Here is a 25,687-nt window from a genome sequence, read left to right as displayed (position 1 = left end):
AACAAGATACTAATTAGTATCTTGTTTTTTACTATTCTCTCTTAAATGTTTAACAATTGCTTCCGTTGGCGTTACGTAAATCGTATTTTGCCCCCGATAGGTAACAAAACCGGGTTTCCCTCCATTGGGCTTTTTTACAGCTTTTACTTTAACGTAATCAACTGGCACGTTGGCAGATGCTCGTGCTTTGGAAAAATAAGCAGCCAGTTCAGCAGCTTGAAGAATTGTCTGTTCAGTTGGATTGAAAGATCTAATTATTACATGAGATCCGTGGATATTTTGGACATGAAGCCAAGTATCACGTTTATCTGCTGTCCGAAGGGTAAGTTGATCATTTTGTAAATTATTTTTACCAACCAAAATTATCTCACCATCATCTGAGACAAACTTTTCAGGTTTGCTAACTTTAGTTTTATGATGTTTACTGTTACCTTTTTTTGGCTTCCTAATGTATCCACCATTTTTTAATTCTGTCTTAATGTCATCTAAATCACGTGGATCCGCGATTTCAATTTGGGATTCAATACTCTCAAAATAATCAATTTCATCCTGACATTCCTGGATTTGCTTAACTACATATTCCTTTGCATTTCGCTTTTTATCGTATTTTTTAAAGTATTTTTGAGCATTTTCAGAAGCTGATAGGGAAGGATCTAGTGAGATAATGATCTCTTCATTATTATTGTAAAAATTGGGTAGTTTAATCTCTTTGGCTCCAACTTTAACTTGATTTAAATAAGTCATTAAAATCTCACCTTTAACCCGTAGGTCATCTGCATGCTCAGATTCTTCTAAAGTATTTTGTAATTTTTTAAGCTTTTTTCGATTCTTTTTTAATTCATTTTTGGTAATTCGAATTAATTGTGATCCTTGTTCTCGAACTCGCTCACGTTGAACCTTAGTTTGGTAATATTCATCTAACATTTCGCTTAAAGTTTTAAATCTTTTATCCGGCTGAATGCCGATATATTGAAATGCTGAAAATTGTAATTTTCCCTTCATATCATCTCCAATAATAGGTTCTGGATTTTCGAAATGATTAAAAAATTTCCAATATTTTTGTTTTAAAGTTGATCCAGATACATGAAGGGCACTTGCGAGCGCATAGGACGTATCAGTCCCAAGTCCTTGAAGATATTTACGTAATTGAGTAGCAAATACATCTACATTTGGAAACTCACGATTGATTTTTTCAATTTGTGTAAATTCTTTTTCGTTAACTTGAAATGGATCAACCAGATCTTGTTTTGGGGGTTGAATATATTTAGATCCTGGAAGAATGGTTCGGTATCGATTTTGAGCAGATGAAATTCTTCTAATTGAATCAATTATTGATGAATCTTTAGCCTGAACTAAAATGATGTTACTATGACGTGCCATTACTTCAATGACAAGGACTAATTCCTCAATATCACCTAATTCATTCCTTGTATTAAAATGAATGTGAATAATCCGATCATTGTTTACTTGATGAATTTTGCTAATAAAACTTCCACTTAAATGTTTTCTTAACGTCATTGCAAAGTTAGTTGGAACTTTCGGATTTGTAAAAGGGACGTTTGTAATTTGTACTCGAGCGTATGAGGGATTCGCTGATAATAATAACTGATAATTATTATGATTAGAACGAATAGTTAAAATAATTTCATTAGGGTAGGGCTCGTTTATTTTTGAAACACGTCCGTTTAGTAATTTGTTATTTAATTCATGACTCATTGCATGTGTAAATGATCCGTCAAATGACATATATAACACTCCTTTTGGCTTCATTGTCCAGTATAACTTATATTGTTGAGTGGTAGCACATAAATATTAAATCCGTAATCTTGTATTAGGCAATTAATGGTATAATATTTTACGGAGGAATATCAATGAAAAATAGTTTAACTGCTCTTAGAGTTGTTGGAAAAATGCATCAACAACAGCTCCAAGCTCTTACCAAAAAATCAAATCTTACTATTTCAGAATGGCAATTGTTAATTGCCATTGATGATGGCTATACGACCCAAGAATCGCTTTCTAAGTCAATGAAATTAGATACATCAACTTTATCGCGACAATTGAAACGATTAGTTGTAAAAGAAATGATTCAAAAGAAAGCCATTGGGCAGGATAAACGCCAGTTAATATACAGTATTACTGATAAGGGTAAGAAGGCATGTCATCAAATTAGTAATGACTACGAAGATCTTTCCACACAAATTTTTAATCAGTGGACTGATGAAGAAAAGAATCTTTTAAAGATTCTCCTCAATCGATTAGAAACAAGTATGAAGAAAATCCGTAAATAGGTTAGGTGAAAGAAATGAAGACAGCGATTGTTACTGATAGTACATCGTATTTATCTAAGGAAGATATCAAAAAATATAATGTTCATATTATTCCAATCTCCGTAATCTTCAACGGTAAAAGTTACCGCGAAGGAATTGACATTACAAATAAGGAATTCTACCAAAAGCTTAAAGAGTCACCCAAATTACCGACGACTTCACAGCCGCCAATTGGAGCACTAATTGAAGAATATAATAAATTAGCTGACGATGGTTATGATGCAGTGATTAGTATTCATTTAGCTTCAACCATTTCTGGCATGTATCAAGCAGTTTGTAATGTAGCCAAAATGATGGATAACATCAAAATTTATCCTTTTAATTCTGGAATTACTGTTGATCCAATGGCTGCTTTAGTGAAATATGCAGTTAATTTAGCACAAAATAATGTTCCTCCAGAAGAAATTATTCAAAAACTTAAACTTCTTCGGTCAACCATTGATGAGTTAATTGTTGTCGATGATTTAGATAACCTAGTGAAGGGCGGGCGTTTATCAAATGCAACAGCGTTTGTAGGTGGACTATTAAACATAAAGCCCATTTTAACTTTTGATAACCAAACTGATGAGATCGTAGCATTTGATAAGGTTCGTTCTAAGAAAAAGGCACTTAAACGTGTTGAAGATTTATTTTCTCAAGCAGTATCAAAAGCCAATTATCCAATTGAAGTTGCTGTAATTGATGCCAATAACCCTAAAGAAGCTGATGTTTGGCAGAAATCCATTCAAGAAAAATATCCAAATATGAAAGTTACCCGCGGATCATTCGGACCAGCAATTGGAACCCATTTAGGTAGCGGAGCTCTTGCATTAGGATGGATCAAAGATATTAATAGATAAAATAAGTTTGAAATTAAAGAACACCAAAAATGGTGTTCTTTTTAATATATATTTATAGAGGGAAACACTTAATTATTTATTCTTTTTCTAGTTTACATAATATATATTATACGAAGTAGACTTAATATTAATAAAAGACCAATTCATACTTATTTTAGATTATCATCATTTGTATAACTTTAAATTGATTTTGCAACTTCATCATTTGGATTCACAATAATTTGATCTGACTGTAGATTCATCTACTTTTAAAAGTTTTCGCGAGTAATTCTTGATCGTTACTATCGTTTCCAAACGCAATCTAGTTTCTAATAGTTGCTATCGGTTATAATTCTTAATGTACTGAATTTGTTAATATTTTGAGCTGTCAGATCAATATTCTTTTCGCCAAAATGACGTATTTTGTTTAATGAATACTGTATTTTATCAATTAAGTCACTATTTATGTCCAATAAAATGATTTTAACGGCTTTTTTGATTGATGAGATAGCTACATTTTCAGCTAATTGATTTGAGTCTAGTTGCTTAAATATTTGATTTAAAGCGCTTACTTTATCACTGTAATTCCAATTATCATCAATTATGTAATTTAAATCGTATTTTTTAATGATATTTTTAGTCAATTGTATATCACAATTACTAATGGGTTTTATTGAATAAGTATGACCATTTCTTGATACAAGCGCCCCGTTTGCACCTACTAATGTCTTATTTTTAAATGTTGGTACGCTTGAAATTAGATGTCTGATTGGCCTGGTTGAATCAAAGATAATTTCATTACGTTTTGCTAGTTGTTTAATTGCATTTACAATTTCTGAATTTATTTCAACACCATTAAAGCTCAACGTTCGGTCAACATCAAAGTCTTATTTAAATAGTTTCTATACTCAATGATACGCTAATAATGAGTGCTTTTAAATAACCTTCATTATTGGCTTGCTTTCAAAAAAATAACAACAGCATTTGTTGTTATTTCATCGATTAAGCTTTTGATTATTTTCAGTGGTTAAACCGGTCTAATCTAAATGGTTCTAAGTTATAAGAATTTGATTTTCCAAGAGCTTGATCACTTAATAGTTTACCAAGTACACTGGAAAATTTGAATCCGTGTCCACTTAATCCAGTTACAATTTGAATCTTATTCATGGATGGAATGCGATCAATAATAAAATCACCGTCAGGAGAAAGATCATACGAACATGTACCACCATGGTCAATACCATCAGTCCCTGTCAAATGATGCTTTAGTAATGGATCGATTTCATCTAAATCTTCAGAATAATCGCCAAAATTGCCCCTTTCTTTTCTATTTTTAATCTTTTGACCACCCTGGTGACGTCCAATTTTAATGGTGCCATTACTTCCTGGGAAACCGTAATACTGAATAGCATCTGCAAGTTCTACCGTAAAAGCTGGGAACCCTTCATTTTCATTTAAACCGTTATCGGCGACGTTAAACCATGCAAATACTTTTCTTGTTGGCGTGATTGGTAAATTTGGCAATAGTTGTTTGACCCAGGTTCCTACTGATAAAATGACATTTTTGGCATAAAAAGTATAATCTTGTGTTTTAATCTTAACAATTCCGTTGTCTTGCTGATCAATCTTTCTAACAAAACTATCAAAGCTTTGGGTAACGCCATTATTTTTAGCACCTTCGATATATGTTTTAATAATTTCCTCTGATTCTAAATACCCTGCACCTGGCTCTAAAATCCCTTCGTATTGGTCGTTAAAATTCCAGTTATGCCATTGATCGTGAATTTCAGTTGAAGTATAAGGAACAATATCAATATCATAGTCATTGGCAGATGCTTTGATATTATTTAAAAATGCTGAATCTTTTGGCCCAACGGTCAGAACGCCAGTTTTATGGAAAAGACGTTTGCCCGTCTGTTTCTGGAGTTTATCCCATAATCTTTGAGCTTCTAGTAGTAGCGGGATATACTTCTCTCCCTCACCATAGGCATGCCGGATAATTCTAGTCTGCCCGTGATGTGATCCTAGTGTATGTGGGGGTTTAGCAATATCTAGCTCTAAAATATTGCTATTATTTTGACTGGCGTAATATCCTGCCGCCGAACCAACTGATCCTGTTCCAATGATTGCTAAATCAAAAATATTATCAGACATATTATGCCTCCGTTGTTTTATTATATTAAAAGAAAATACAAAAAAGCTCTTGAAACAAAAGTTTCAAGAGCTTGGACGAATAAACGCGGTACCACCGAGCCTTGATTGTCAGTTTTCTGCCAATCCTCAGTAACATTGCTAATTATATCTAGAATAAATTAAGCAGTGTATAGCGCTCTAATGGACGCCATCCAAATATGACTTGTAAATAACTTGTCTATATATGCTCCAAGACCATTTTCCTAAATGCCAATATGCAAGCATCTCAGCGTCGCTTGCTTTCTGTATCATGGTTGGTTCAGTACTCATCTTTTCTTAGCATTTTCTTTAGACAGTACATTATGCTTAACCAACGTTTTTGTCAATGATAATTAATCAATAATTTTTAAAAATTTACTGATGACTAATTTAAATCCCCATCAGCAATTTTTTCAAGCATTGGTCTTGAAGGGATGAAAAAAGTTTGACCAGTTAATAAGGTTGAGAACGTTAACAAGAAATCATCTTCATCAACCATCTGTTGAAGCATGCCCTTAATAACGTGCCAGTATCGTGAATACGCAATAAAGTAAGTTCCTGTATCATTGTTAGCAGGATCAGAATAAGGAACATTCATCCTGACAATTTTTTGTTCAACTCCATCAACGGATGTGTTTGAAGTTACATTATGGGCATTTTTAAATTTTTCTTCATCCGGTAATTCTAAGTCAGAAAATTTTTCTCTCCCAATGGCTTTATCTTGAGTAGTAGTATCTAGGTGATTCCAATAATCCATGTTATGGTGCCATTTTTGTGCAAAAGCATATGAACCATTGATAAATTCAGGATCTTCATCACCAATAAGCGCGTATGGAGCAACATCTTCAACTTGTGGAACTTCAGTCCCATCAATGAAACCGATGATAGCTCTTCCCTCTAAATATCTAAAACCATGAGTTTCGTTCACTACTTTAGTAAAATCTCTTAAAAAGAGCATGAATTGAGTAGTAACTTCGTATACAACGGCTTCAGTATTAGCACGAATATGAAGAAAGATGTCTCCTTCAGACGATGGCATCGAATAGTTTGGACCTTTAACACCAGTAAAATCTTCTAATTCTTTAGGTTTATTAGCCTTCGGAAACAAGTAGTCCCAAGCTTTACTACTAAAGCCAATGGCAACTCGAAGGTTTGCTTTAGGTTCTCTAATTCTCATTGATCTAATAATAGATTGTGAACGATCAGCAAAATCTTGGATTCCTTCTTGAGCCGCCTTTTGATCTTTTCTAGTTAGCTCTAAAGTGGCAAATTCAACGTTTTCACCGGTATCTTTCCAAACGTCTTGCGATTTATTTGGTCTTATCTTTTCTTCAGTCATTATAATACCTCCCAGAATATACTCAGTATTAGTATGAGATTAGAATCACTTTATTACTAATCTCATACCACTTTTATTTTACTACATATAACTAGTCATTAAAAAAGAATGTCAAATTGGCATTCTTTTTGTTAACTTATTTACTTCTTCCAATGATCATCAATGAATTTTTTCCGTCCGCCACTTTCTTCGATGGCGTATCGAAGTGGATTCTTCTTGTAGAAGTCTTGATGATAGTCTTCAGCCGGATAAAACGGTTGAGCGTCTTCAATTTTCGTTACAATTGGTTCATCAAACTCGCCACTATTTTCTAACTCTTTCTTAGATTCTTCAGCAATTTTACGTTGTTCGGGACTATTCACGTAAATTACGGGACGATAAGAATCACCACGATCTTGGAATTGTCCCATTGCGTCGGTTGGGTCAGTTTGATGCCAATAGATTTCAACTAATTTTTTATATGAAATGATGCTCGGATCAAAAGTAATTTTAACTGCTTCTGTGTGACCGGTAGTACCTGAAGCAACTTGCTCATAAGTTGGATTTGGGACATGACCACCTGTGTATCCAGATACAACGGAAATAATTCCTGGCATCTGATCAAATGGTTGGACCATGCACCAGAAACAACCACCGGCAAAAATTGCTGTTTCTTTTTTATCACTCATTAATAAAGACCTCTATTTCAGTTATTTGTATTATTCAACAAACTTTTTGTATTTGCCATATCCTTCTTCGTCCATCTTATCATAAGGGATGAACTTAAGAGCGGCAGAGTTAATACAGTAACGTAAACCACCCTTATCTTGCGGTCCATCTGGAAAGACGTGTCCTAGATGGGACTTAGAGTCTGCACCACGAACTTCTTGTCTAATCATACCAAAAGAAGTATCAGTATCATTTTTTAATTCGTCTTCACTAATTGGTTTAGTAAATGATGGCCAGCCACAACCAGCGTCATACTTATCAGCAGAACTAAATAATGGCTTACCATTTACAACATCAACATAGATTCCTTTTTTATAAAAATCATCATATTTGCCAGTAAATGCAGGTTCAGTTCCAGCATTTTGAGTTACGTTGTATTGCTCAGGTGTTAAGCGGTTTCTCAAATCATCTTTATTATTTTCAGCCATAATATAAACCTCCTATTTGTTTCTATATTTAATTTATATCTTATCCAATTAAATAGCAAACAATTTGTTTTAAACCAAAAAATCCACAATTAAGTGGATTTTTTATAACTATTCTTTTTCTAATGCATCAGTTAATGGGGGAACAACTTGCTTTTTTCTAGAAACGACTCCAGGCAAATTCATAATGTCATCATCATTGAATTTGTTATCAAAAGCTTGTTCGACCACACTCTTTGGTTCCCCAACAACAATTAGTTCTGAATTACTATCAAGAATGTTGGTTACAAGCACTAAGAATAAATCATAGCCCTTATCCTTAGATTCAGCCTTCATAGCTTTCTTAATATCATCAGCACGTTTGGTAATATCATCTAAATCGACAACGTTAATTTGGTCGATCCTGACATTCTTACCACCTAATGTAAATGACTTAGCATCTCCGTCAATAAGCTGTTGATCAGTTTTTGCGTCAACGTTAGTCCCGGCCTTAAGCATTTTAACGCCATAATCTTCGTAATCATCGATTCCGGCAATGTCAGCTAAAGCTTTGAGTGCATCGCGATCAAAATCAGTAGTAGTCGGTGATTTTAACAATAAAGTGTCAGAGATAATAGCTGACAACATTAAACCGGCTAATTTCTTGGGAATTTTAATACCCTCTTCTGAAAACATCTTAGTAATAATTGTACTGCAGCATCCATAAGGTGCAGCACGATAATACAAAGGTGCAGCAGTGTTAAAGCCATTAATTCGGTGATGATCAACAACATCAGTTACGGTTAATTGATCAATATCACTTACACTTTGTTGAGGTTCGTTGTGGTCGACTAGCATTACTTTATCAACTTCAGGTTTTGCACGTTCAATCACACGTGGTGCCTTAGTATCAAAGTAATCAAGCACATACTTAGTTTCAGCATTGGGATTGCCTAAAGCGACTGCTTCTACATCATACCCGTCTTGTTTCTTCAAATATGCGAGTGCCATTGCAGCCACAATTGCATCCGTATCCGGTACTTTATGTCCAAAAACTAGTTCTTTACTCATGATTCTCTCTCCTCTTTTTCCATATTTCCAAGAGTCTCTGACGATCTCTAACTTCTATATTAATACTACTTAAGTATACATCTTTAGCCTGCTCATATTCTCCTACAAAACCACTAAATTCGTCAAATAATTTATTTAACCGCGGAATACCATCTTTAGTATCACGATAGACGGCAACGGCTTGAAGAGAAAAATCAGGAATAATATCAGTATAATAAGTATTCTTTCGAGCCATTTTAGTTCGATCACGTGTCATCATAAAGGTCTTCGGTAGAATGGTATTTAACCCAGATGATAAAGCAAATTCTATGATTTGCACTGGTCTTGTAAAACATACTTCCATTTTTGGCATTTCATAGCGCTTGGCGCTGTAAATATTCTTTAAAAATTGATTAAAGTAATAACCATTGGGAAAGCCTACCATTGGCCCAACAACTTTTTTAAGATTGATTTTACTTCCAATTTTACTTTTATCATGATGAACATAGCACAAAGTATCGTGAGTAATCGGTTTAATGGCCATTCCCTTCCAATTATGCAATTTCTCGTTTGGTAGGTACATAATGGCTAAATCAATTCTTCCACTTTCAAGATCAGAGATTAATGTTTGTTGAGTCAACATGTACATTTCAATTCGCAAATCTGGATTCTTTTCATAGAAATATAGGGCAAAATTTTCAAATATTTCATCTTCAATTGCAGAAAGAATTCCAACCTTAATTGTTCCACGGATTGAGCTTGAATATGATTCAATTTCATCAGTAGCATTATCAAGGATTCCATATACTTCCTCGGTAGCATTTTTTAAAGTATAACCCGCATCAGTTAAATGAATTTGTTTACCAACAGAATAAAATAAGTTAGCATGGAGCTTATTTTCTAATTTTTTAATTTGTTGGGATAGTGCAGGCTGTGTAATTCCTAAAATACCCGCAGCTTTTGTATAGTTCAGCGATTCAGATAATTGTAAGAAATATACCAAAGCCTTGGATGAAAATAATGATTCCCTCTTAGATTCTCTCAAAACTAATACCTCGCACTAACATTTATTATTATATTGTGTATATTATCACGAAATCACTATATTTACTATAGCAAATTATCAACTTGAGATTGTTTTAAAGTGTCATGGGCAATTAAAATTGGAGTTCCAATCATCTTCGTATTCATTACGGACGACCCGTTTGATAAACGACCTGACGTACCATAGTCACCCAAGACCACTTCGTGTGAAGTCGCGTGATCAGTATAAATTTTAAGCGTTTCATCACTAGAATCAATTTTGATAAAATCAGCTAACAGATTACTTTTGGTTTTAAATTCCTTTAAGACTTTAATTCCTTTTCGTGCGCGGCTAGTCACTGGAATGTCGCTTACTCTCATCTTTTTAAAGTTCCCATTTTGGAAAACAACTCCAATTTCAGACTCATCATTTACAAATTGCATGTTAACGACGTGATCATCATCAGCTAAACTAATTGCCTTCACTCCTGTGGTCCTCGGACCATTCAACGAAACTTCCTGCAAGTCGTATCTAAGGGCCATTCCCTTTTCTGTCATCAATAAGACACTACCAGGATCTTCAACCCGATTGTATGAGACATTGACTACTTTTGATAGCGGTTCCTTCAATTTTTCATACATTGCAGCGCGACTTTTATAGGTACGACTGGGAAGTAATTTACTAAATTCAGTGCGCTTAATATGGCCAGCACTAGTTGTAATTACAAATTCACCATCTTGTTTACTTAGATCAGAGAAGTCATAAACCGCAATGATTTTTTCATTGGCATCAAGCCCATTCATTCTTGAGATATGTTCTCCCGTGTCTTTCCACTTAACGTCTTCGACTTCATAAACACGGCGATAAATCATATTACCCTTGTCAGTGAACATAAACAGCGAATCACGAGTGTTTAATTCATTTAGGTAAACGGCATGGTCATCGTCTTTTAAGCCGTTATCAGTGATCTCAGACGCATTAAATGAGCGAAGACTACTGCGTTTTAGATAACCATCATTACTTACCATTACCATTACATTTTCGTCCGGAAGCGTAACTTCCTCACTAACTTCCAGATTTTGAATTTTGTCTTCAATTTTAGTACGACGTGGATTACGGTAACGTTTTGCAATATCTCTAAGTTCGCTTCTTAAAACAGAGTCAAGTTCATCTGGACTTGCTAAAATAGTCTCATATTCAGCAATTTTAGCTGCCAAATCAGCGTTTTCTTTTTTTAATTCAGTAACATCTGTATTAGTTAAACGATACAATTGTAAGGCAACAATCGCATCCGCTTGTTTTTCGGAAAAATCGTATTCAGAAATTAAATTATTTCGTGCATCTTGTTTATCTTTACTAGCACGAATGGTTTTAATCACCTGGTCTAGGATTGATAATGCCTTAATCAAACCCAAGACAATGTGTTGTCGTGCATTGGCTTTATCTAAATTAAATTTAGTTCTTTTAGATATAACATCGCGTTGATAATCCAAGTAAGCAACTAAGATTTCTTTTAGAGAAAGCCTTTTTGGTGCCATATTGCTAATAGCAACGACATTAAAATTATACGAAATTTGCAGGTCAGTATTTTTGAACAAGTAATTTAAGATACTAGTACTATCAACGTCCCGTTTCAATTCAATTGCAATCGTCAATCCTTCGCGATCTGATTCGTCTCTTACTTCGGCAATTCCATCGATTTTTTTGTTGATCCTAACTTCGTCAATTTGTTTGACTAATTGAGCCTTATTAACTTCATAAGGAATTTCGGTTATCTTGATCATCTGTTTATTTCCACGTAATGCTTCGATTGAAGTTTTAGAACGGATCATGATGCGTCCCTTACCAGTTTCGTAGGCCTGTTTAATTCCGTCAAGTCCCTGAATGATTCCGCCAGTTGGAAAGTCTGGTCCTTTAACGTACTTCATCAGACTATCAAGTGTGGCATTTGGATGCTTTTGTAGATAAATTAATGCATCAATTACTTCACCGAGATTGTGTGGTGGGATTTCGGTGGCATATCCCGCTGAAATTCCAGTAGCACCATTTACTAGTAAGTTAGGAAATCTAGAAGGAAGAACGACAGGTTCATACTCCGTATCATCAAAGTTTAAAACCCAATCAACGGTATCCTTATCGATATCCCGCAACATTTCATCTGATATTTTACTTAAGCGAGCTTCTGTGTAACGCATGGCTGCTGGAGGGTCACCATCCATTGAACCATTGTTTCCGTGCATCTCAATCAACGGTTCCCGTAGTTTCCAGTCTTGACTCATACGAACCATAGCTTCATAGATTGAACTATCGCCATGAGGATGAAAATTACCCATGACGTTACCAACTGATTTAGCTGCTTTTCTAAATCCTTTAGAAGAAGTATTGCCATCCTTATTCATGGCATACAAAATCCGTCTTTGAACGGGTTTAAGTCCATCACGGACGTCTGGCAATGCTCGCTCTTGAATAATTGATTTAGAATAACGACTAAACCGTTCGTCCATAACTTCTGAAAGAGTTAAATCTTTAATTTTAGATCTATGTGCCATTTCATCACCTCCAAGCTAATTTTTCTCAGTATTATCTAAAATACTTCCGTCTTCTTCGAGATTAAATTGAACGTTATTTTCAATCCATTTTCGACGTGGTTCTACTTTATTACCCATTAAAGTTGATACTTGTCGTTCTGCATCAGCTGCATCATCGATTCGAACTCGAATTAAAGTCCTTTTGGCAGGATCCATCGTAGTTTCCCATAATTGATCCGCGTTCATCTCGCCCAAACCTTTGAAACGCTGTAACGAATATCCTGATTTAAAATCTTTAATGTCTTGATCACGTTCTTCATTGGTCCAAGCATATTCTACTTTGGATCTCTTCCCCTTACCATGTTGCAATTTATAAAGTGGCGGTAATGCAATATATACCTTACCTGCTTCAATCATTGGCCGCATGTATTTATAGAAGAAAGTTAAAAGGAGGATCTGAATGTGGGCACCATCATCGTCCGCATCTGTCATGATAATAATTTTGTCATAATTTGATTCCTCGATCTTAAAATCAGTTCCTACACCCGCTCCTACTGTGTAGATAATCGTACTAATTTCCTCATTTTTCATAATATCGGGAAGTTTAGCACGTTCAGTGTTTAGAACCTTCCCACGTAACGGTAAAATTGCTTGATGCTTTCGATCTCGTCCTTGCTTAGCGGAGCCTCCGGCCGAATCTCCTTCAACTAGAAATAATTCGTTTTCACTCGTATCTTTTGACTGAGCTGGGGTCAGTTTCCCAGAAAGGAGTCGTTCTCGTTTCTTTTTCTTTTTACCGTGTCGACTTTCTTCCCGAGCCTTTTTAGCAGCCTCACGCGCTGTGCGCGCATTGGTGGCCTTTTTAATCAAAGTTTTAGCAAAGTCACTATTTTCCATGAGGTAATAAAGTAATTGTTCTGAAACAACACTATCAACAACTGACCTTGCAATCGGGGTTCCCAACTTTTCTTTAGTTTGACCCTCAAATTGGAGCAGTTCTTCAGGTACTTTTAACGCTACGACAGCAGTTAACCCCTCACGAACATCGTTTCCCTCCAGGTTCTTGTCTTTATCTTTTAATAAATCAACTTTTCTAGCGTATTCATTGAAGGACTTGGTCCATGCACTCCTAAAGCCGGCTTCATGACTCCCACCGTCCTTAGTTCTCACATTGTTAACAAATGAAAGCATATTTTCGGTATAGCCGTCATTGTATTGAGCAGCAACTTCAACTTCGATGCCATCTTTTTTACCATCGAAATACATAACTTTCCCAAGGGTACTTTTACCCTCGTTTAAATAATCAACAAATTCTTTGATGCCATCTTTGAACTGGAACTCATCTTCACGAATCTTTCCGGGTCTTTCATCTTTAAGCGTTATTTTAACGCCCTTCAGCAAAAAGGCAGACTCACGAAGCCGTTCTGCCAAGATATCATAATTATAAGTTGTAGTAGTAAAGATGTCCGGATCAGGTTTAAATGTGACAGTCGTTCCGGTATGTTTATTGGTTTTTCCAATTTTTTTTAGGGTTCCAACAGGATGCCCACCATTTTTAAAATCTTCTTGATAAAGAGTACCATTACGGACAATTTGAACCGTTAAATGAGTTGAAAGTGCATTAACAACACTTGACCCAACTCCGTGCAATCCCCCAGAAGTTTTATATCCTCCTTGGCCAAATTTCCCACCAGCATGAAGAACCGTTAAAATTACTTCAGGAGTTGGTTTTCCAGAAGAATGCATTCCAGTTGGCATACCACGCCCATGATCAACCACTGTGATACTATCATCTTCGTGAATGGTAACGTTGATTTCATCACCATAGCCAGCTAATGCTTCATCGACTGCATTGTCAACAATTTCGTAAACTAAATGGTGCAATCCCTTTGAATCAGTAGAACCTATGTACATACCAGGTCGTTTTCGAACTGCTTCTAAACCATGTAAAACTTGAATTGAAGAGTCATCATACTCTTGCTTTTTTGCCTGTGTCATTAGGAAAGACTCCTTCTTTTAGTCATCGTTTTTAATAATAACCTATTTAAACTTGATTGCAAAGACGTTTTAAAGTTAGCTCATTTTTCCAAACTAAATTTTAAAATCATCTTTTTAATGATAGAATAAACTTTTGGGACTTATATATTACATTAATAATACGGAGGAAGATATGGTTAAATTTATTATTCTCCTAATCTTTGCTTATTTATTGGGATCAATTCCCAACGGAATTTGGATTGGCAAAGTATTTTTTCATATCGACATTAGACGACATGGCTCCAAAAATATTGGAGCTACCAACACTTATCGGGTACTAGGATGGTTTGCAGGAACCATTGTGATGATTCTTGATATTGCTAAGGGCGCCATTGCTACTTGGTTACCAATGCAGTTTGGAATCCATTCATGGTACCCACTCATTTTTGGACTGGCAGCGATCTTAGGCCATACTTATTCAATTTTTGATCATTTTCGTGGTGGTAAGGCAGTTGCAACTAGTGCCGGGATGCTTTGGGCATATAACTTCGTCTTTTTCTGCATTGCGGCCGGAACTTGGATTATCTGTATCTTTGTTACTAGTATGGTAAGTCTTGCTAGTATGCTAGGCTTTACCATTATTGTTATTGCATCATTATTTGAAAACGATCCAGCACTGACAATTCTAGCAATTTGTTTAACAATATTTACTTTCTATCGCCACCGTAACAACATCATTAAGATTATTCATGGAGATGAAAATCTCGTTCCGTTTGGTCTTTATTACTGGTACTTAAAATACGTAAAGAAATCCATTCCTTCAAAAAAACAGCATAAATAAGGGGCACTCAACGAGTGTCCCTTATTTAATTTAATCTTATTTAGAAGAAAGTAATATCAAAATCAGCATTTAAGCTTTCGTTCGGGTCAAGTTTACTTATATCGGCCTTATCTTTTAAAAATCCAGTACTGCCTTCCTCATCAGCAATTCCCCACCATGGTTCTAAACACACAAAGGGAGCATTTTTAGGATAAGTTGACCAGATACCAATGTACTTACAGTCGTAAGCAGTCAAAGCGACTCCATGCTCGGTGACATCTGATTGGAGCATAACGGTAGTTTGCTCATTATCAGATACATCAAGCACCTTTGCATCATGAATAAATAGGTTACGATTTAACTGTAGTGGATTGTTCAGCGTTTTTTCAATTGGATGTTTAATATTACTGTATCCATTCTGATCAATTCTAACAGTTTTATAGTCATGCTTTGGAGCAATCGAGACCGAATAATCATCAAATGTTTCTTTCTTAGGAAACAATGGGACGTTGAATCCTGGATGAGCTCCTAATGAGAAATACATTGGATCTGGATTGATATTTTCTACTACCATTTCAACCGCAATGGTGTGTTCATCTAGCTCATAGTGAATAGATAAATTAAAGTTAAAGGGATAAATCTTTCTAGTAGCCGCACTCGAATGCAACATAAAATTGACTTCGGTTTGGTTGTGAGATTCGATCTCAAACTCACTATCTCTAGCAAAACCATGCTGATACATATGATAACTGTTTCCATCGTAAATATAATCATCATCTTGAAGTCGACCAACGATTGGAAACAAGATCGGTGCATGACGCTTCCAGTACTTTTTATTAGCACCCCAAATATATTCAGTACCGCTTTGATCCTTAACCGAAACAATCTCAGCACCTTTTTGATTAATTCGAACCGTTAAGTAATCATTTTTTAGTGTAACTGGCAATTTAATCCCTCCCTTTCTTTATATATTATTTCACAAAATGTAGAAACTATAAAATATATCGTGCTATATTTTCATCAGCCGCAAGATTACCAACTTTGTCTTCAACGTATTGTTGGTTAATCGTAATATCACCCATATGCATATCTGGTCCTTCATACAAAATATCTTCAAGTAATTTTTCTAGAATTGTGTGAAGCCGTCTAGCCCCGATATTATCAGTATCATGGTTAACAGAATATGCAATATCAGCAATTTTTTCAATTGCTTCCTTAGTAAAAGTTACTTTAATATTATCCGTCCCAATTAATGCTACATATTGCTTAATTAATGCATCACTCGGTTCAGTTAAAATTTTAACAAAGTCATTCTTACTTAGATCATTTAATTCTACTCGAATTGGAAATCGACCTTGCAGTTCAGGAATTAAATCTGAAGGCTTACTATCAGCAAAAGCACCGGAACCGATAAACAAGATGTGATTGGTATTTATGACTCCATACTTAGTATTTACATTTACACCTTCAACGATTGGTAAAATGTCTCGTTGAACACCTTCTCTTGACACTTCTCCACGAGTTTGTTTGTTTCCACCAGTCAATTTATCAATTTCATCTATAAAAATAATCCCGGTATTTTCGGCACGTTTAATTGCTGAGCCATTCACTTTGGCATCGTCAATTAGTGTTTCTGATTCTTGATTGATTAATGCTTCACGAGCTTCTTTTAACGGAAGGACTCTTTCAACTTGCTTCTTTGGCAGCATACTCTCTAATCCCTGCAAGTTAATTCCCATTTGTTCCATTTTGCTGTTGTCCGCGTTTAGTGCAGTTGCTGGGTCATCAATGGAGATTTTAACTTCATGGTCCTCTAACTCGCCGTTTTCAATTTGATTTAAAATTTGATCGGCATCATTTTTAATTTTATTCTTTTCGTCATTATCCATGAAGGGATCTTTTTGAGTTAACCAAGATAGATCAATTGGCTTACCCTTCTTAAACGCCTTATTAAACTCTTTGACCGTATCTTCTAATTTTTTATCGTTATTTGCGATTGCTTCTGGATCATCTACGTGGTTTTCTTCGCGTGAAATGATCTCAGCCAAGTCCTTATTCGCTTTCTTTTCAGCTTCACGTCTAACGTTTTTAAACTCAATTTTCTTTTCCATTTGAACTGAGCTCTCAACTAAATCACGAACCATTGAATTAACATCTCCACCAACGTATCCAACTTCAGTGAATTTGGTTGCTTCTACTTTGACAAATGGAGCGTCTACAATCTTAGCCAAACGACGTGCAATTTCTGTCTTACCAACTCCAGTGGGACCGATCATCAATAAGTTTTTAGGAGTAATGTCCTCTTGCATCTGTGGGCTTAATTGAAGACGACGGTAACGATTACGCAACGCGATTGCTACAGACTTCTTAGCATCGTCCTGTCCAACAATATAATTATCTAATTGGGAAACAATTTCTTTTGGTGTCATTTGTTCTTCTTTTGTCATTAATTAATACCTCGGTTTATAGTTCTTCAGAAATTACATTGTGATTAGTAAAAATATCAATGTCAGCAGCGATGTTAATAGCAGCTTTGGCAATTTCTTCAGCTGACATTTCAGGCGCCTTATGTTTCATTGCAGTGGCTGCTGCTAATGCAAAATTACCACCAGATCCAATTGCTAAAATATCATCATCTGGCTCAATTACTTCTCCTGAACCAGATACTAAAAGCAAATTATCATGATCGGCAACAATTAGCATGGCCTCAAGTTTTTGTAACTGTTGATCGCCGCGCCATTCTTGAGCTAATTTTACTGAAGCTCTTTTTAAGTTGCCGCTATATTCTTTCAACTTTTTTTCAAACTTTTCTTCTAGGTTAAATGCATCAGAAACACTTCCAGCAAAACCGACTCCAACTTTCCCATCAAAGATCCGACGGATTTTATGTGCGGTTCCCTTCATGATAACTTTTTCTCCCATAGTAACTTGACCGTCACCAGCTAGTGCAACGTGACCATTATGTCTGATGGCGCAAATTGTGGTAGCTTCAAATTTTACTGTCATAATTAAATTCCCTTCAAAAGTTAGTTTGGATTATCTTCATCAGGACGCTTAAAGAACTTCTGGTAGTTCTTAAGTAGTCCTTCTTTAGTAACATGAGTATAAATTTGGGTTGTAGATAAATCAGAATGACCAAGTAATTCCTGAACAGTTCTAAGATCAGCTCCATTATTCAACATTTGAGTGGCAAATGTATGACGAAGCATGTGAGGATGAATTGAACTATTAAGACCACTTCTTTTCATAATTCCATCTAAAATGTATTCAATACCGCGGCTTGACAGTTTATCACCATGCTGATTGATAAATAAGTAAAGATGGTCTTTATGATATTTACGCATAATTGGCGTTCGGCATTTCTCCATATATCGTAAAATAGCACTTTTAGCATACCTTCCAAATGGCAGATAACGTTCCTTGTTTCCCTTACCTAAAACAAGCATGATTCGATTATCAAAATCAATGTCGTTAATATCAAGATTGGAGCACTCACTGACTCTCATTCCCGTCCCGTATAGAACCTCGAGAATGGCACTGTCACGAGTAGCAATTCGTTTGTCTTGATTACTTGCGGCTGTTTTAAAAAGAATTTCTAATTCTTTTTGATAAAAGAATCTTGGTAAATGCTTATTATGCTTTTTTATGTGAACATATTCAAACGGATTGTCCAAAATTAGTTCATTGTTTAGCAAAAAATTAAAAAAAGACCTTAATGAAGAAATTTTACGAGCGATGGTGCTATTCTCATCTCCTCTATCGTGCAAAGTACCTAAGAAAACTTCAACGTCAAAATTGTCGATATTTTTAAAGCTTTTAGTGTTTCCTGACGTCTGTAGAAATACATTAAATTCCTCAAGATCATCTTCGTAAGCTTTAGCCGTGTCTTTTGAATATTGACGTTCGTTTACAATATATTTTACGAATAGTTCGATTAGTTTTTTGTTTTGCATTTGTTTTTCCTAAGTTAAAGTAACTTTTTACATTTTACCTTATAAATAAAACCGTTCCGAGGAACAGCTATTTTAATTATTTCTGAATATCTTCTTTATAATCGCCGTTTGGACAAATAACTTGCATGCCACCACGAACCTTTTTTTCAACCAAGAAATGACCACACTTTGGACAATCTCGTCCAATTGGCTTATCCCATGAAACAAAGTCACATTCAGGATAACGTGAACATCCATAAAACAAACGATTCTTTTTTGTTTTACGTTCAATAACTTGGCCTTTCTTACACTTCGGACAAGTTACCCCAATTTCTTTGACAATTGCTTGAGTATTGCGGCAATCAGGAAAGCGTGAACAAGCGTAAAACTTGCCATACTTACCCATCTTTACGACCATAGGCGCACCACATATCTCACAGTTAAATCCGGCTAATTCATCCTTAATTTGAACATCTTCCATAAGCTGTTCCGCATGATCCACTTCTTTTGAAAATGGTTGATAGAAGTGATCTACAACTTCAACCCATTTTTCTTTAGCTTCTTCGATCTCATCCAATTTTCCTTCGACATCAGCCGTGAAATCAACGTTGACAATGTCAGGAAAGTACTCTTCAATAATTTTATTTACAATCTCACCGAGTTCGGTTGGTTCAAATCGTTTTCCAACTAGTTTAACGTAATAACGTTTTTGAATTGTACCTAATGTTGGCGAATAGGTAGATGGACGTCCCACTCCATTCTCTTCTAAAGTTTTAATCAGATTGGCTTCAGTGTATCGAGCTGGTGGTTGAGTAAAGTGTTGGTCTGGATTATTTTTAGATAATTTAACGGTGTCACCACTATTTAAATCAGGCAAGATATTATCTTTCTCTTTCCCATTTGAATAGACTTTCAAAAAACCTTCAAATTTCATCTTTGAGCCGTTAGCACGATACGTTACACCATTTTGTTCAATGGTTACTGTTTCAGTATCCATAATTGCTGGAGTCATTTGACTAGCTACAAATCGTGACCAAATTAAATTGTAAAGTTTATATTGATCCTTAGTAAGATATTGTTTAATGTTTGCAGGAGTCCGATAAACAGATGTAGGTCGGACTGCTTCGTGCGCATCCTGAGCGCCTTCTGGCATTTTCCCCTTAATTGGTTTATTAGCAGAGTATTCTGCCCCATACTTTTCATGAAGAAAGGTAGCTGCCTCATGCTTAGCAATTGATGAGATTCTTGTTGAATCAGTTCTCATATAAGTAATGAGACCCTGGCTTCCTTCTTTGCCAATATTAATTCCCTCATAAAGTTGCTGGGCAGCCATCATTGTTCGTCCAGTCTTAAAATTTAATTTCCGGTTGGCGTCTTGTTGAAGAGTACTGGTTGTGAATGGTGCGTTTGGTTGTCTCCGTCGTTCTTTTTTAGTGACTTTTGTAATATCAAAATCAGCTTTTGGATCAATTTGTTTTAAAACTTTTTGCACATCATCATTATTCGCAAGTTTCGCTTTCTTGCCATTAAGACCGTAGAAACTAGCTTTAAACTTTGAACGCCCAGACTTAAATTCAGAATCAATTGTCCAGTATTCTTCTGGCTCAAATTTTCTAATTTGACGTTCCCGATCAATCACTAACCACAATGCCACTGACTGCACCCGTCCGGCACTTAAGCCCTTTTTTACTTTTTTCCAAAGCAGTGGAGAAATCGAATATCCCACTAATCGATCCAAAACCCGACGTGCTTGTTGAGCATCCACGAGATTCATATCGATCGTTCTTGGATGTTTAAAAGCATCCTTAACGGTATCCTTGGTAATTTCGTTAAAGACCACCCGATTTTGATCATTAACGTCAAGATTCAACACGTGGGAAACATGCCAGGCAATTGCCTCACCCTCACGATCAGGGTCAGATGCTAAGTAAATCATCTTCGACTTCTTAGCCTCTGACTTTAGCATTTTAATTACGTCACCTTTCCCCCTAATTGAAATGTAGTCAGGTTTAAAATCGTCTTCAATGTCCACGCCCATCCTACTCTTAGGGAGATCACGAACGTGTCCTTTACTTGCTACGACCTTATAGGTACTTCCCAGATACTTTTGAATCGTCTTTGCCTTAGCTGGCGATTCGACAATCACTAACTTTTTCTTTCTTGAACTTGCTTTACGTTTTTTTGTTTTAGTTGTTTTCTTTGTTTTTGCTACAGAAGTTGTGGCCATTAAAATTATCCTCGTTATTTTTTCTTCATTAATACATGATAATTTCCGTTTAAATTTCTTCCATATCATATTGCAGTTTTAAAGACCTGTCAAACTAAAGAATCCTCCAAAACATCATTATCACTCAAACAAGGACGTGCTCCAGAAGCAATTAGTTGATTACAACCCTTAGAAAGTGGAGAAGTAATATTACCTGGTATGGCAAGGACATCCCGATTTTCGGTCAAAGCCAAACTAGCAGTAATTAAACTTCCTGACCTTTGCTTTGCCTCAACAACAATTAATTTTTCGCAAAGACCAGCAATAATGCGATTTCGTTCCACAAAATGATATTTTAAGGGCCTACTTCCTAATGGATACTCACTGATAACCAGGTTGGTTCTCATCAAATTATCCTGAAGCTGCGTACATTCAGCGGGATAAAAACGGTCGAGGCCTGTTCCAATCACCGCAATTGTACTGCCATCATGTGCTAAAGCACACTGATGACTCAAACAATCAACTCCCTTAGCTAAGCCAGATACAATCGTAAACTTTTTAAGTACTGGACGCGTAATAATATCCTTAATTGCTGCGAATGAATAACTCGTACACTGTCGTGCTCCTACCACAGAAATCGAACGTGTCGTAAGTAACGACACGTCACCCACATAAAAAAGCACAATTGGCGCGCAATAAATATCAGCAAGTTGTTCAGGATAACCATCATCAAGAATGGTTATCCAATGACACTTTTGGTTCAAACGAAAAGATCGCTCTAACTCACTACTTAAAAATGAATTCTTAAACTTCGTTGTCTGCAAATGATGACGTTTTAATAGATTGATTAATTCACCTTCAACCTCAGATAAAGACATGTTTTCAACTGAAGTCCCCTTAACCCACCGTGCAAGAATTGCTTCGCCTTTAATCCCAATCCCACGACATAACTTGATTCTAAGCAATAATTTCCGTTTATCCATTTTCTACCTCCTGGTTTGTCTATGGATAAATACGTAAATTAATGATTGATTGTTTTTAATACTGGTGAAAAAGTCTTGCGATGAATTGGGGTCGGACCAAGTTTATCTAAAGCCCGTAAATGTTCTTTGGTTCCATAACCCGCATTTCGTTCGAATCCATATCCGGGATACTTACGAGCGTATTCATTCATTAAATCGTCTCGAAAAACCTTAGCAAGGATACTAGCAGCAGAAACACTAACTGATTTTGAGTCTCCCTTAATCAACCTAGTCTGCGGAATACTGTCATCAATTGTCATGGCGTCCACAATAATATGACCTGGCTGTGGATCTAACTTACTAATTACGTTTTTCATGGCAATTCTAGTTGCTTCATAAATATTGATTTGATCAATCATCTGACTTGAAACCGCAAAATAGTTGTAAGCAATCGCTTCCTTTTTGATTTTTGGAACTAGTTCTCGTCTTTTTTCATCACTTAATTTTTTGGAATCATTGACGTCAATAAGATCAAAGTCAACTGGTAAAATTGCCGCACCAGCGACTACTGGACCAGCAAGCGGCCCTCTGCCCACTTCATCAACGCCAGCAATATACTTCACCCCGCGTTGCCATATTTCTTTTTCATATTTAAATCTGGTTAAAAAATCACGTTTTTTCTCGGTCTGGGTATTAATTCGCTTCAACGTTCTCTTAATAATTCTTTGAACTCCAATTCGTGGATCATCACCAAAGCGGACAAAAAGCGGATCACTAACATTATCAACGTTAGCAAACCGCTCAGAAATTTCTCTAATCGTCATTACCATACTCATTTCTTTCCACCAGTTCAAGGGAATCTAACGTAAAACGTCCTAATTTTCCCTTTTGAACATCATTAATAATCCTGACGCTGGCTCGGTCGTAATCGTCTTTCATTCCAATCTTTTCAGTAATTTTAAGTAATAACTCAACATCACTTAGGTTTAAATCGAACGGACCCAAATGATAACGTTTCAAGATCTCGTCGCTATGGTGACTACGAAAAAAATGAAGCGCAAATAAAGCAATATCATCAGGATGATAAATACTCTCCTTAATTGCTCCCGTTAACGCTAATTTATCAGCAATCTCTTGATTTTGAAACTTTGGCCACAATATTCCGGGAGTATCCAATAATTCCATCGTTTTACTGGAGGTTAACCATTGTTGACCCTTAGTTACTCCCGGACGATTGCCAACCGCTGCTGATCTCTTACTAACTAACTGGTTCAACAAAGTTGACTTACCAACGTTCGGAACCCCAACACAGACAGCCTTAATGATGTCTTTTTTTAATCCCTTTGCTTGCGATTGCTCTAACTTATCCTTCAGAACTTTCCGAGCAGCAGTCTCAATCTTATTTCTTACTCCACGTGATTTTGAATCGATTGAGATGGCCGATAATCCCGTACTATTAAAGTAATCTAACCATTCTTTAGTCATCTTTGGATCAGCTAAATCAGATTTAGTTAAAATAAACAAGCGTGGTTTACTACCTGATACTCGCTTAATCTCTGGATTAATCGATGAATACGGAATCCTTGCATCAACCAATTCAAAAATAATATCAACAACGTGGACATTTTCCTCAAACTGACGAATAGCTTTCGCCATGTGTCCAGGAAACCATTGTATATTACTTCCCATTTACTGCTCCTTTATCGTTAATCGAGGTAGGCAAGATACTCTTTCCATGCATCATCAAAAATTGTCATGGATGGTAAATAACCAGCATTTTCCTCCAAGTACTTAGAAAGCCTTTCAAAATTATCCTCTTGCTTTGGAAATAATTGATCAAAGAACGCATTATTAGCAAACTCCGCAATCGGATCGGAACTCCCTGGATGTCTTCTAGTCATTAAAAATTCATAAAAACTTTTTCTCAATTTCTTACCTCTTATTTCTTACGCTTAAATATCTCAAAAGTATGCGAATAAACATTATGTTCATCAACTTTTCCAGAAATCTTCTTTTCTAATTCAAATTGAGAATAATCAATATCAATCATTTTAACATCCCCATCAAAATCATGATTGATACTAGTGCGATACAGATAATCAACAAACGGCAACAAATCTTCAAATACAGACGTTCCACCAACCACAAAAATCATTTCATTAGGGTATCTTTTTGCATACTTCAAAAATTCATCAACCGTTTTAAAGGTCACAACCCCACTCGGAAAATCACTCTGCGGGCGGTGAGTCAAAACCAAATTTTTGCGTCTTGGTAATGGTCTTTTAAAACTATCATACGTGGTTCTACCAGCTAGAATTTGATGATCGATCGTATTACGTTTAAAAAATTGCATGTCATCCGGCAAGTGCCAGGGTAATTTACCATCTTTTCCAATGACATGTCCATTTGATTCTGCCCAAATATAAGCTAACATAATAATCTCCTATACTGCCACTGACGCTTTAATTGGCTTGTCGTGGTGATAATCAACCACCTTAATATCATCCATATCATAATCAAAAATACTTTCCTTATCGGGATTTAGCCATAGACGTGGAGCTGGGTGTGGCTTTCTCGTTAACTGCTCTTTGACTTGATCAATGTGATTACTGTAAATATGAGCATCACCCAACGTATGGACAAAGTCACCAGGAATTAATCCGACCTCTTTGGCAATTAAACTAGTAAGTAAAGCATAACTTGCGATATTAAATGGAACTCCTAAAAAAATATCACCACTACGCTGATACAGTTGACAACTTAACTTGCCATCGTTTACGTAAAACTGAAACATTACATGACAAGGTGGAAGAGCCATACTAGGAATATCTTCTGGATTCCAAGCACTCACAATCATTCTTCTGGAATCAGGATTAGTTTTAATGGTACTAATAACATTTTTAATCTGGTCAATCGCCTTACCATTGCTCGTTTTCCAGTTACGCCATTGACTCCCATAAACTAGGCCTAGATCGCCATATTTTTTGGCAAAATCATCGTCATTTAAAACCTGCTCACAAAATATTTTTTTCTGCTTTTGGTATTCTTCATTAAATTCGGGATCACTTTGTGAACGCAAACCAAAATTAGTCATATCGGGTCCATGATATTCGTCAGAATTAATCCATTTTTCAAACGCCCATTCGTCCCAAATATGATTATTATGTTTCAGTAAATAACGAATGTTAGTATCACCCCGCAAAAACCAGAGTAATTCTGACTTAATCAACCGAAAAGGAACTGCCTTAGTGGTTAAAAGCGGAAAGCCATCCTGTAAGTTAAAACGCATTTGATACCCAAACGTACTAATGGTTCCGGTACCAGTTCGATCTGACTTTTTATGACCATTCTCTAAAACGTAACGTTCTAGATTTAAATATGCATCCTCTAACATTTTAATCTCTTCCTTTTTTAATA

At 35.9% G+C, this 25,687-nt stretch carries 23 protein-coding genes and 1 pseudogene; 3 read left to right on the top strand and 21 right to left on the bottom strand.

Annotated elements, in window-relative coordinates:
* Positions 1-9: 9 nt before the first annotated feature.
* Entirely contained in the window at positions 10-1,746 is a 1,737-nt protein-coding gene (locus AC6UD8_RS03240) for an Rqc2 family fibronectin-binding protein (protein WP_500699473.1), read from the bottom strand.
* A 125-nt stretch (positions 1,747-1,871) separates the two neighbouring features.
* Here AC6UD8_RS03240 and AC6UD8_RS03235 point away from each other — a divergent pair, with 125 nt between their 5' ends.
* Both AC6UD8_RS03235 and AC6UD8_RS03230 read left to right on the top strand, forming a co-directional pair.
* Positions 1,872-2,291, top strand: coding sequence for a MarR family winged helix-turn-helix transcriptional regulator (locus AC6UD8_RS03235; RefSeq protein WP_500693752.1), 420 nt, complete (start codon positions 1,872-1,874; stop codon positions 2,289-2,291).
* A 14-nt stretch (positions 2,292-2,305) separates the two neighbouring features.
* On the top strand, positions 2,306-3,169 hold the full coding sequence (locus AC6UD8_RS03230) for a DegV family protein (protein ID WP_500699472.1): 864 nt from the start codon (positions 2,306-2,308) through the stop codon (positions 3,167-3,169).
* Between the two features lie 308 nt (positions 3,170-3,477).
* On the opposite strand, the pseudogene AC6UD8_RS03225 reads toward AC6UD8_RS03230, so the two are convergent.
* The 9 genes and pseudogenes from AC6UD8_RS03225 to parE all read right to left on the bottom strand — a co-directional run.
* Positions 3,478-4,020, bottom strand: a pseudogene (locus AC6UD8_RS03225) (HAD family hydrolase); the annotation flags it as partial.
* Positions 4,021-4,168: 148 nt separating this feature from the next.
* The gene (solA, locus tag AC6UD8_RS03220) at positions 4,169-5,302 is read right to left on the bottom strand and encodes an N-methyl-L-tryptophan oxidase (RefSeq protein WP_500695647.1); all 1,134 of its coding nucleotides are present in this window, start codon (positions 5,300-5,302) and stop codon (positions 4,169-4,171) included.
* A 403-nt stretch (positions 5,303-5,705) separates the two neighbouring features.
* A complete protein-coding gene (locus tag AC6UD8_RS03215; RefSeq protein ID WP_500699471.1) occupies positions 5,706-6,659 on the bottom strand; it encodes a Dyp-type peroxidase in 954 nt (317 codons plus the stop codon).
* A 140-nt stretch (positions 6,660-6,799) separates the two neighbouring features.
* Positions 6,800-7,327, bottom strand: coding sequence for a peptide-methionine (S)-S-oxide reductase MsrA (gene msrA / locus AC6UD8_RS03210; RefSeq protein WP_500696684.1), 528 nt, complete (start codon positions 7,325-7,327; stop codon positions 6,800-6,802).
* Positions 7,328-7,357: 30 nt separating this feature from the next.
* Positions 7,358-7,795 (bottom strand): peptide-methionine (R)-S-oxide reductase MsrB, encoded by a 438-nt coding sequence (gene msrB, locus AC6UD8_RS03205; protein ID WP_500693758.1) that lies wholly within the window; start codon positions 7,793-7,795, stop codon positions 7,358-7,360.
* A 108-nt stretch (positions 7,796-7,903) separates the two neighbouring features.
* A complete protein-coding gene (locus AC6UD8_RS03200; protein ID WP_500695643.1) occupies positions 7,904-8,842 on the bottom strand; it encodes a manganese-dependent inorganic pyrophosphatase in 939 nt (312 codons plus the stop codon).
* Positions 8,835-9,866, bottom strand: a complete 1,032-nt coding sequence (locus tag AC6UD8_RS03195; protein ID WP_500693760.1) for a LysR family transcriptional regulator — start codon at positions 9,864-9,866, stop codon at positions 8,835-8,837. Before AC6UD8_RS03195 ends, AC6UD8_RS03200 begins: the two co-directional genes overlap by 8 nt.
* 65 nt (positions 9,867-9,931) lie before the next feature.
* Positions 9,932-12,394: a DNA topoisomerase IV subunit A gene (gene parC / locus AC6UD8_RS03190; RefSeq protein ID WP_500699470.1), complete on the bottom strand. Its 2,463-nt coding sequence runs from the start codon at positions 12,392-12,394 to the stop codon at positions 9,932-9,934.
* A gap of 15 nt (positions 12,395-12,409) precedes the next feature.
* On the bottom strand, positions 12,410-14,371 hold the full coding sequence (parE, locus tag AC6UD8_RS03185) for a DNA topoisomerase IV subunit B (RefSeq protein ID WP_500693762.1): 1,962 nt from the start codon (positions 14,369-14,371) through the stop codon (positions 12,410-12,412).
* A 172-nt stretch (positions 14,372-14,543) separates the two neighbouring features.
* Here parE and plsY point away from each other — a divergent pair, with 172 nt between their 5' ends.
* Complete coding sequence (plsY, locus tag AC6UD8_RS03180; RefSeq protein ID WP_500693763.1) at positions 14,544-15,191, top strand: glycerol-3-phosphate 1-O-acyltransferase PlsY; 648 nt, start codon at positions 14,544-14,546, stop codon at positions 15,189-15,191.
* 40 nt (positions 15,192-15,231) lie between these two features.
* Here plsY and AC6UD8_RS03175 read toward each other — a convergent pair whose 3' ends face one another.
* From AC6UD8_RS03175 to AC6UD8_RS03125, 11 genes are all read right to left on the bottom strand, one after another.
* The gene (locus AC6UD8_RS03175) at positions 15,232-16,116 is read right to left on the bottom strand and encodes an aldose 1-epimerase family protein (protein WP_500695640.1); all 885 of its coding nucleotides are present in this window, start codon (positions 16,114-16,116) and stop codon (positions 15,232-15,234) included.
* Positions 16,117-16,162: 46 nt separating this feature from the next.
* The gene (gene hslU / locus AC6UD8_RS03170) at positions 16,163-17,617 is read right to left on the bottom strand and encodes an ATP-dependent protease ATPase subunit HslU (RefSeq protein WP_500695639.1); all 1,455 of its coding nucleotides are present in this window, start codon (positions 17,615-17,617) and stop codon (positions 16,163-16,165) included.
* A 16-nt stretch (positions 17,618-17,633) separates the two neighbouring features.
* Positions 17,634-18,176: an HslVU peptidase proteolytic subunit gene (hslV, locus tag AC6UD8_RS03165; RefSeq protein ID WP_500695638.1), complete on the bottom strand. Its 543-nt coding sequence runs from the start codon at positions 18,174-18,176 to the stop codon at positions 17,634-17,636.
* Between the two features lie 20 nt (positions 18,177-18,196).
* Positions 18,197-19,123, bottom strand: a complete 927-nt coding sequence (xerC, locus tag AC6UD8_RS03160; protein ID WP_500699469.1) for a tyrosine recombinase XerC — start codon at positions 19,121-19,123, stop codon at positions 18,197-18,199.
* A 76-nt stretch (positions 19,124-19,199) separates the two neighbouring features.
* The gene (topA, locus tag AC6UD8_RS03155; protein WP_500695636.1) at positions 19,200-21,329 is read right to left on the bottom strand and encodes a type I DNA topoisomerase; all 2,130 of its coding nucleotides are present in this window, start codon (positions 21,327-21,329) and stop codon (positions 19,200-19,202) included.
* 89 nt (positions 21,330-21,418) lie between these two features.
* A complete protein-coding gene (gene dprA, locus AC6UD8_RS03150; RefSeq protein ID WP_500699468.1) occupies positions 21,419-22,291 on the bottom strand; it encodes a DNA-processing protein DprA in 873 nt (290 codons plus the stop codon).
* Between the two features lie 38 nt (positions 22,292-22,329).
* Positions 22,330-23,094, bottom strand: a complete 765-nt coding sequence (rnhB, locus tag AC6UD8_RS03145) for a ribonuclease HII (RefSeq protein ID WP_500699467.1) — start codon at positions 23,092-23,094, stop codon at positions 22,330-22,332.
* Complete coding sequence (gene ylqF / locus AC6UD8_RS03140) at positions 23,084-23,959, bottom strand: ribosome biogenesis GTPase YlqF (protein WP_500699466.1); 876 nt, start codon at positions 23,957-23,959, stop codon at positions 23,084-23,086. The genes rnhB and ylqF overlap by 11 nt, the downstream gene beginning before the upstream one ends.
* 17 nt (positions 23,960-23,976) lie before the next feature.
* A complete protein-coding gene (locus tag AC6UD8_RS03135; protein ID WP_500693772.1) occupies positions 23,977-24,198 on the bottom strand; it encodes a YozE family protein in 222 nt (73 codons plus the stop codon).
* Positions 24,199-24,209: 11 nt separating this feature from the next.
* Positions 24,210-24,704, bottom strand: coding sequence for a dihydrofolate reductase (locus AC6UD8_RS03130; protein ID WP_500695632.1), 495 nt, complete (start codon positions 24,702-24,704; stop codon positions 24,210-24,212).
* Positions 24,705-24,713: 9 nt separating this feature from the next.
* Positions 24,714-25,664, bottom strand: coding sequence for a thymidylate synthase (locus tag AC6UD8_RS03125; protein WP_500693774.1), 951 nt, complete (start codon positions 25,662-25,664; stop codon positions 24,714-24,716).
* Between the last annotated feature and the right edge of the window lie 23 nt (positions 25,665-25,687).

It is taken from the genome of Fructilactobacillus sp. X1R3C1 (assembly GCF_059901545.1).
This window is presented reverse-complemented; position numbering and strand designations above follow the sequence as displayed.

What these genes read in the sequence shown, in the direction of transcription:
- parC (WP_500699470.1), bottom strand. Translation starts at nt 12,394, where the DNA reads ATGGCACATAGATCTAAAATTAAAGATTTAACTCTTTCAGAAGTTATG.
- msrA (WP_500696684.1), bottom strand. Translation starts at nt 7,327, where the DNA reads ATGAGTGATAAAAAAGAAACAGCAATTTTTGCCGGTGGTTGTTTCTGG.
- AC6UD8_RS03240 (WP_500699473.1), bottom strand. Translation starts at nt 1,746, where the DNA reads ATGTCATTTGACGGATCATTTACACATGCAATGAGTCATGAATTAAAT.
- dprA (WP_500699468.1), bottom strand. Translation starts at nt 22,291, where the DNA reads ATGGATAAACGGAAATTATTGCTTAGAATCAAGTTATGTCGTGGGATT.
- hslU (WP_500695639.1), bottom strand. Translation starts at nt 17,617, where the DNA reads ATGACAAAAGAAGAACAAATGACACCAAAAGAAATTGTTTCCCAATTA.
- AC6UD8_RS03215 (WP_500699471.1), bottom strand. Translation starts at nt 6,659, where the DNA reads ATGACTGAAGAAAAGATAAGACCAAATAAATCGCAAGACGTTTGGAAA.
- topA (WP_500695636.1), bottom strand. Translation starts at nt 21,329, where the DNA reads ATGGCCACAACTTCTGTAGCAAAAACAAAGAAAACAACTAAAACAAAA.
- AC6UD8_RS03200 (WP_500695643.1), bottom strand. Translation starts at nt 8,842, where the DNA reads ATGAGTAAAGAACTAGTTTTTGGACATAAAGTACCGGATACGGATGCA.
- AC6UD8_RS03235 (WP_500693752.1), top strand. Translation starts at nt 1,872, where the DNA reads ATGAAAAATAGTTTAACTGCTCTTAGAGTTGTTGGAAAAATGCATCAA.
- rnhB (WP_500699467.1), bottom strand. Translation starts at nt 23,094, where the DNA reads ATGACGATTAGAGAAATTTCTGAGCGGTTTGCTAACGTTGATAATGTT.
- msrB (WP_500693758.1), bottom strand. Translation starts at nt 7,795, where the DNA reads ATGGCTGAAAATAATAAAGATGATTTGAGAAACCGCTTAACACCTGAG.
- parE (WP_500693762.1), bottom strand. Translation starts at nt 14,371, where the DNA reads ATGACACAGGCAAAAAAGCAAGAGTATGATGACTCTTCAATTCAAGTT.
- hslV (WP_500695638.1), bottom strand. Translation starts at nt 18,176, where the DNA reads ATGACAGTAAAATTTGAAGCTACCACAATTTGCGCCATCAGACATAAT.
- AC6UD8_RS03130 (WP_500695632.1), bottom strand. Translation starts at nt 24,704, where the DNA reads ATGTTAGCTTATATTTGGGCAGAATCAAATGGACATGTCATTGGAAAA.
- ylqF (WP_500699466.1), bottom strand. Translation starts at nt 23,959, where the DNA reads ATGGGAAGTAATATACAATGGTTTCCTGGACACATGGCGAAAGCTATT.
- plsY (WP_500693763.1), top strand. Translation starts at nt 14,544, where the DNA reads ATGGTTAAATTTATTATTCTCCTAATCTTTGCTTATTTATTGGGATCA.
- solA (WP_500695647.1), bottom strand. Translation starts at nt 5,302, where the DNA reads ATGTCTGATAATATTTTTGATTTAGCAATCATTGGAACAGGATCAGTT.
- AC6UD8_RS03230 (WP_500699472.1), top strand. Translation starts at nt 2,306, where the DNA reads ATGAAGACAGCGATTGTTACTGATAGTACATCGTATTTATCTAAGGAA.
- xerC (WP_500699469.1), bottom strand. Translation starts at nt 19,123, where the DNA reads ATGCAAAACAAAAAACTAATCGAACTATTCGTAAAATATATTGTAAAC.
- AC6UD8_RS03125 (WP_500693774.1), bottom strand. Translation starts at nt 25,664, where the DNA reads ATGTTAGAGGATGCATATTTAAATCTAGAACGTTACGTTTTAGAGAAT.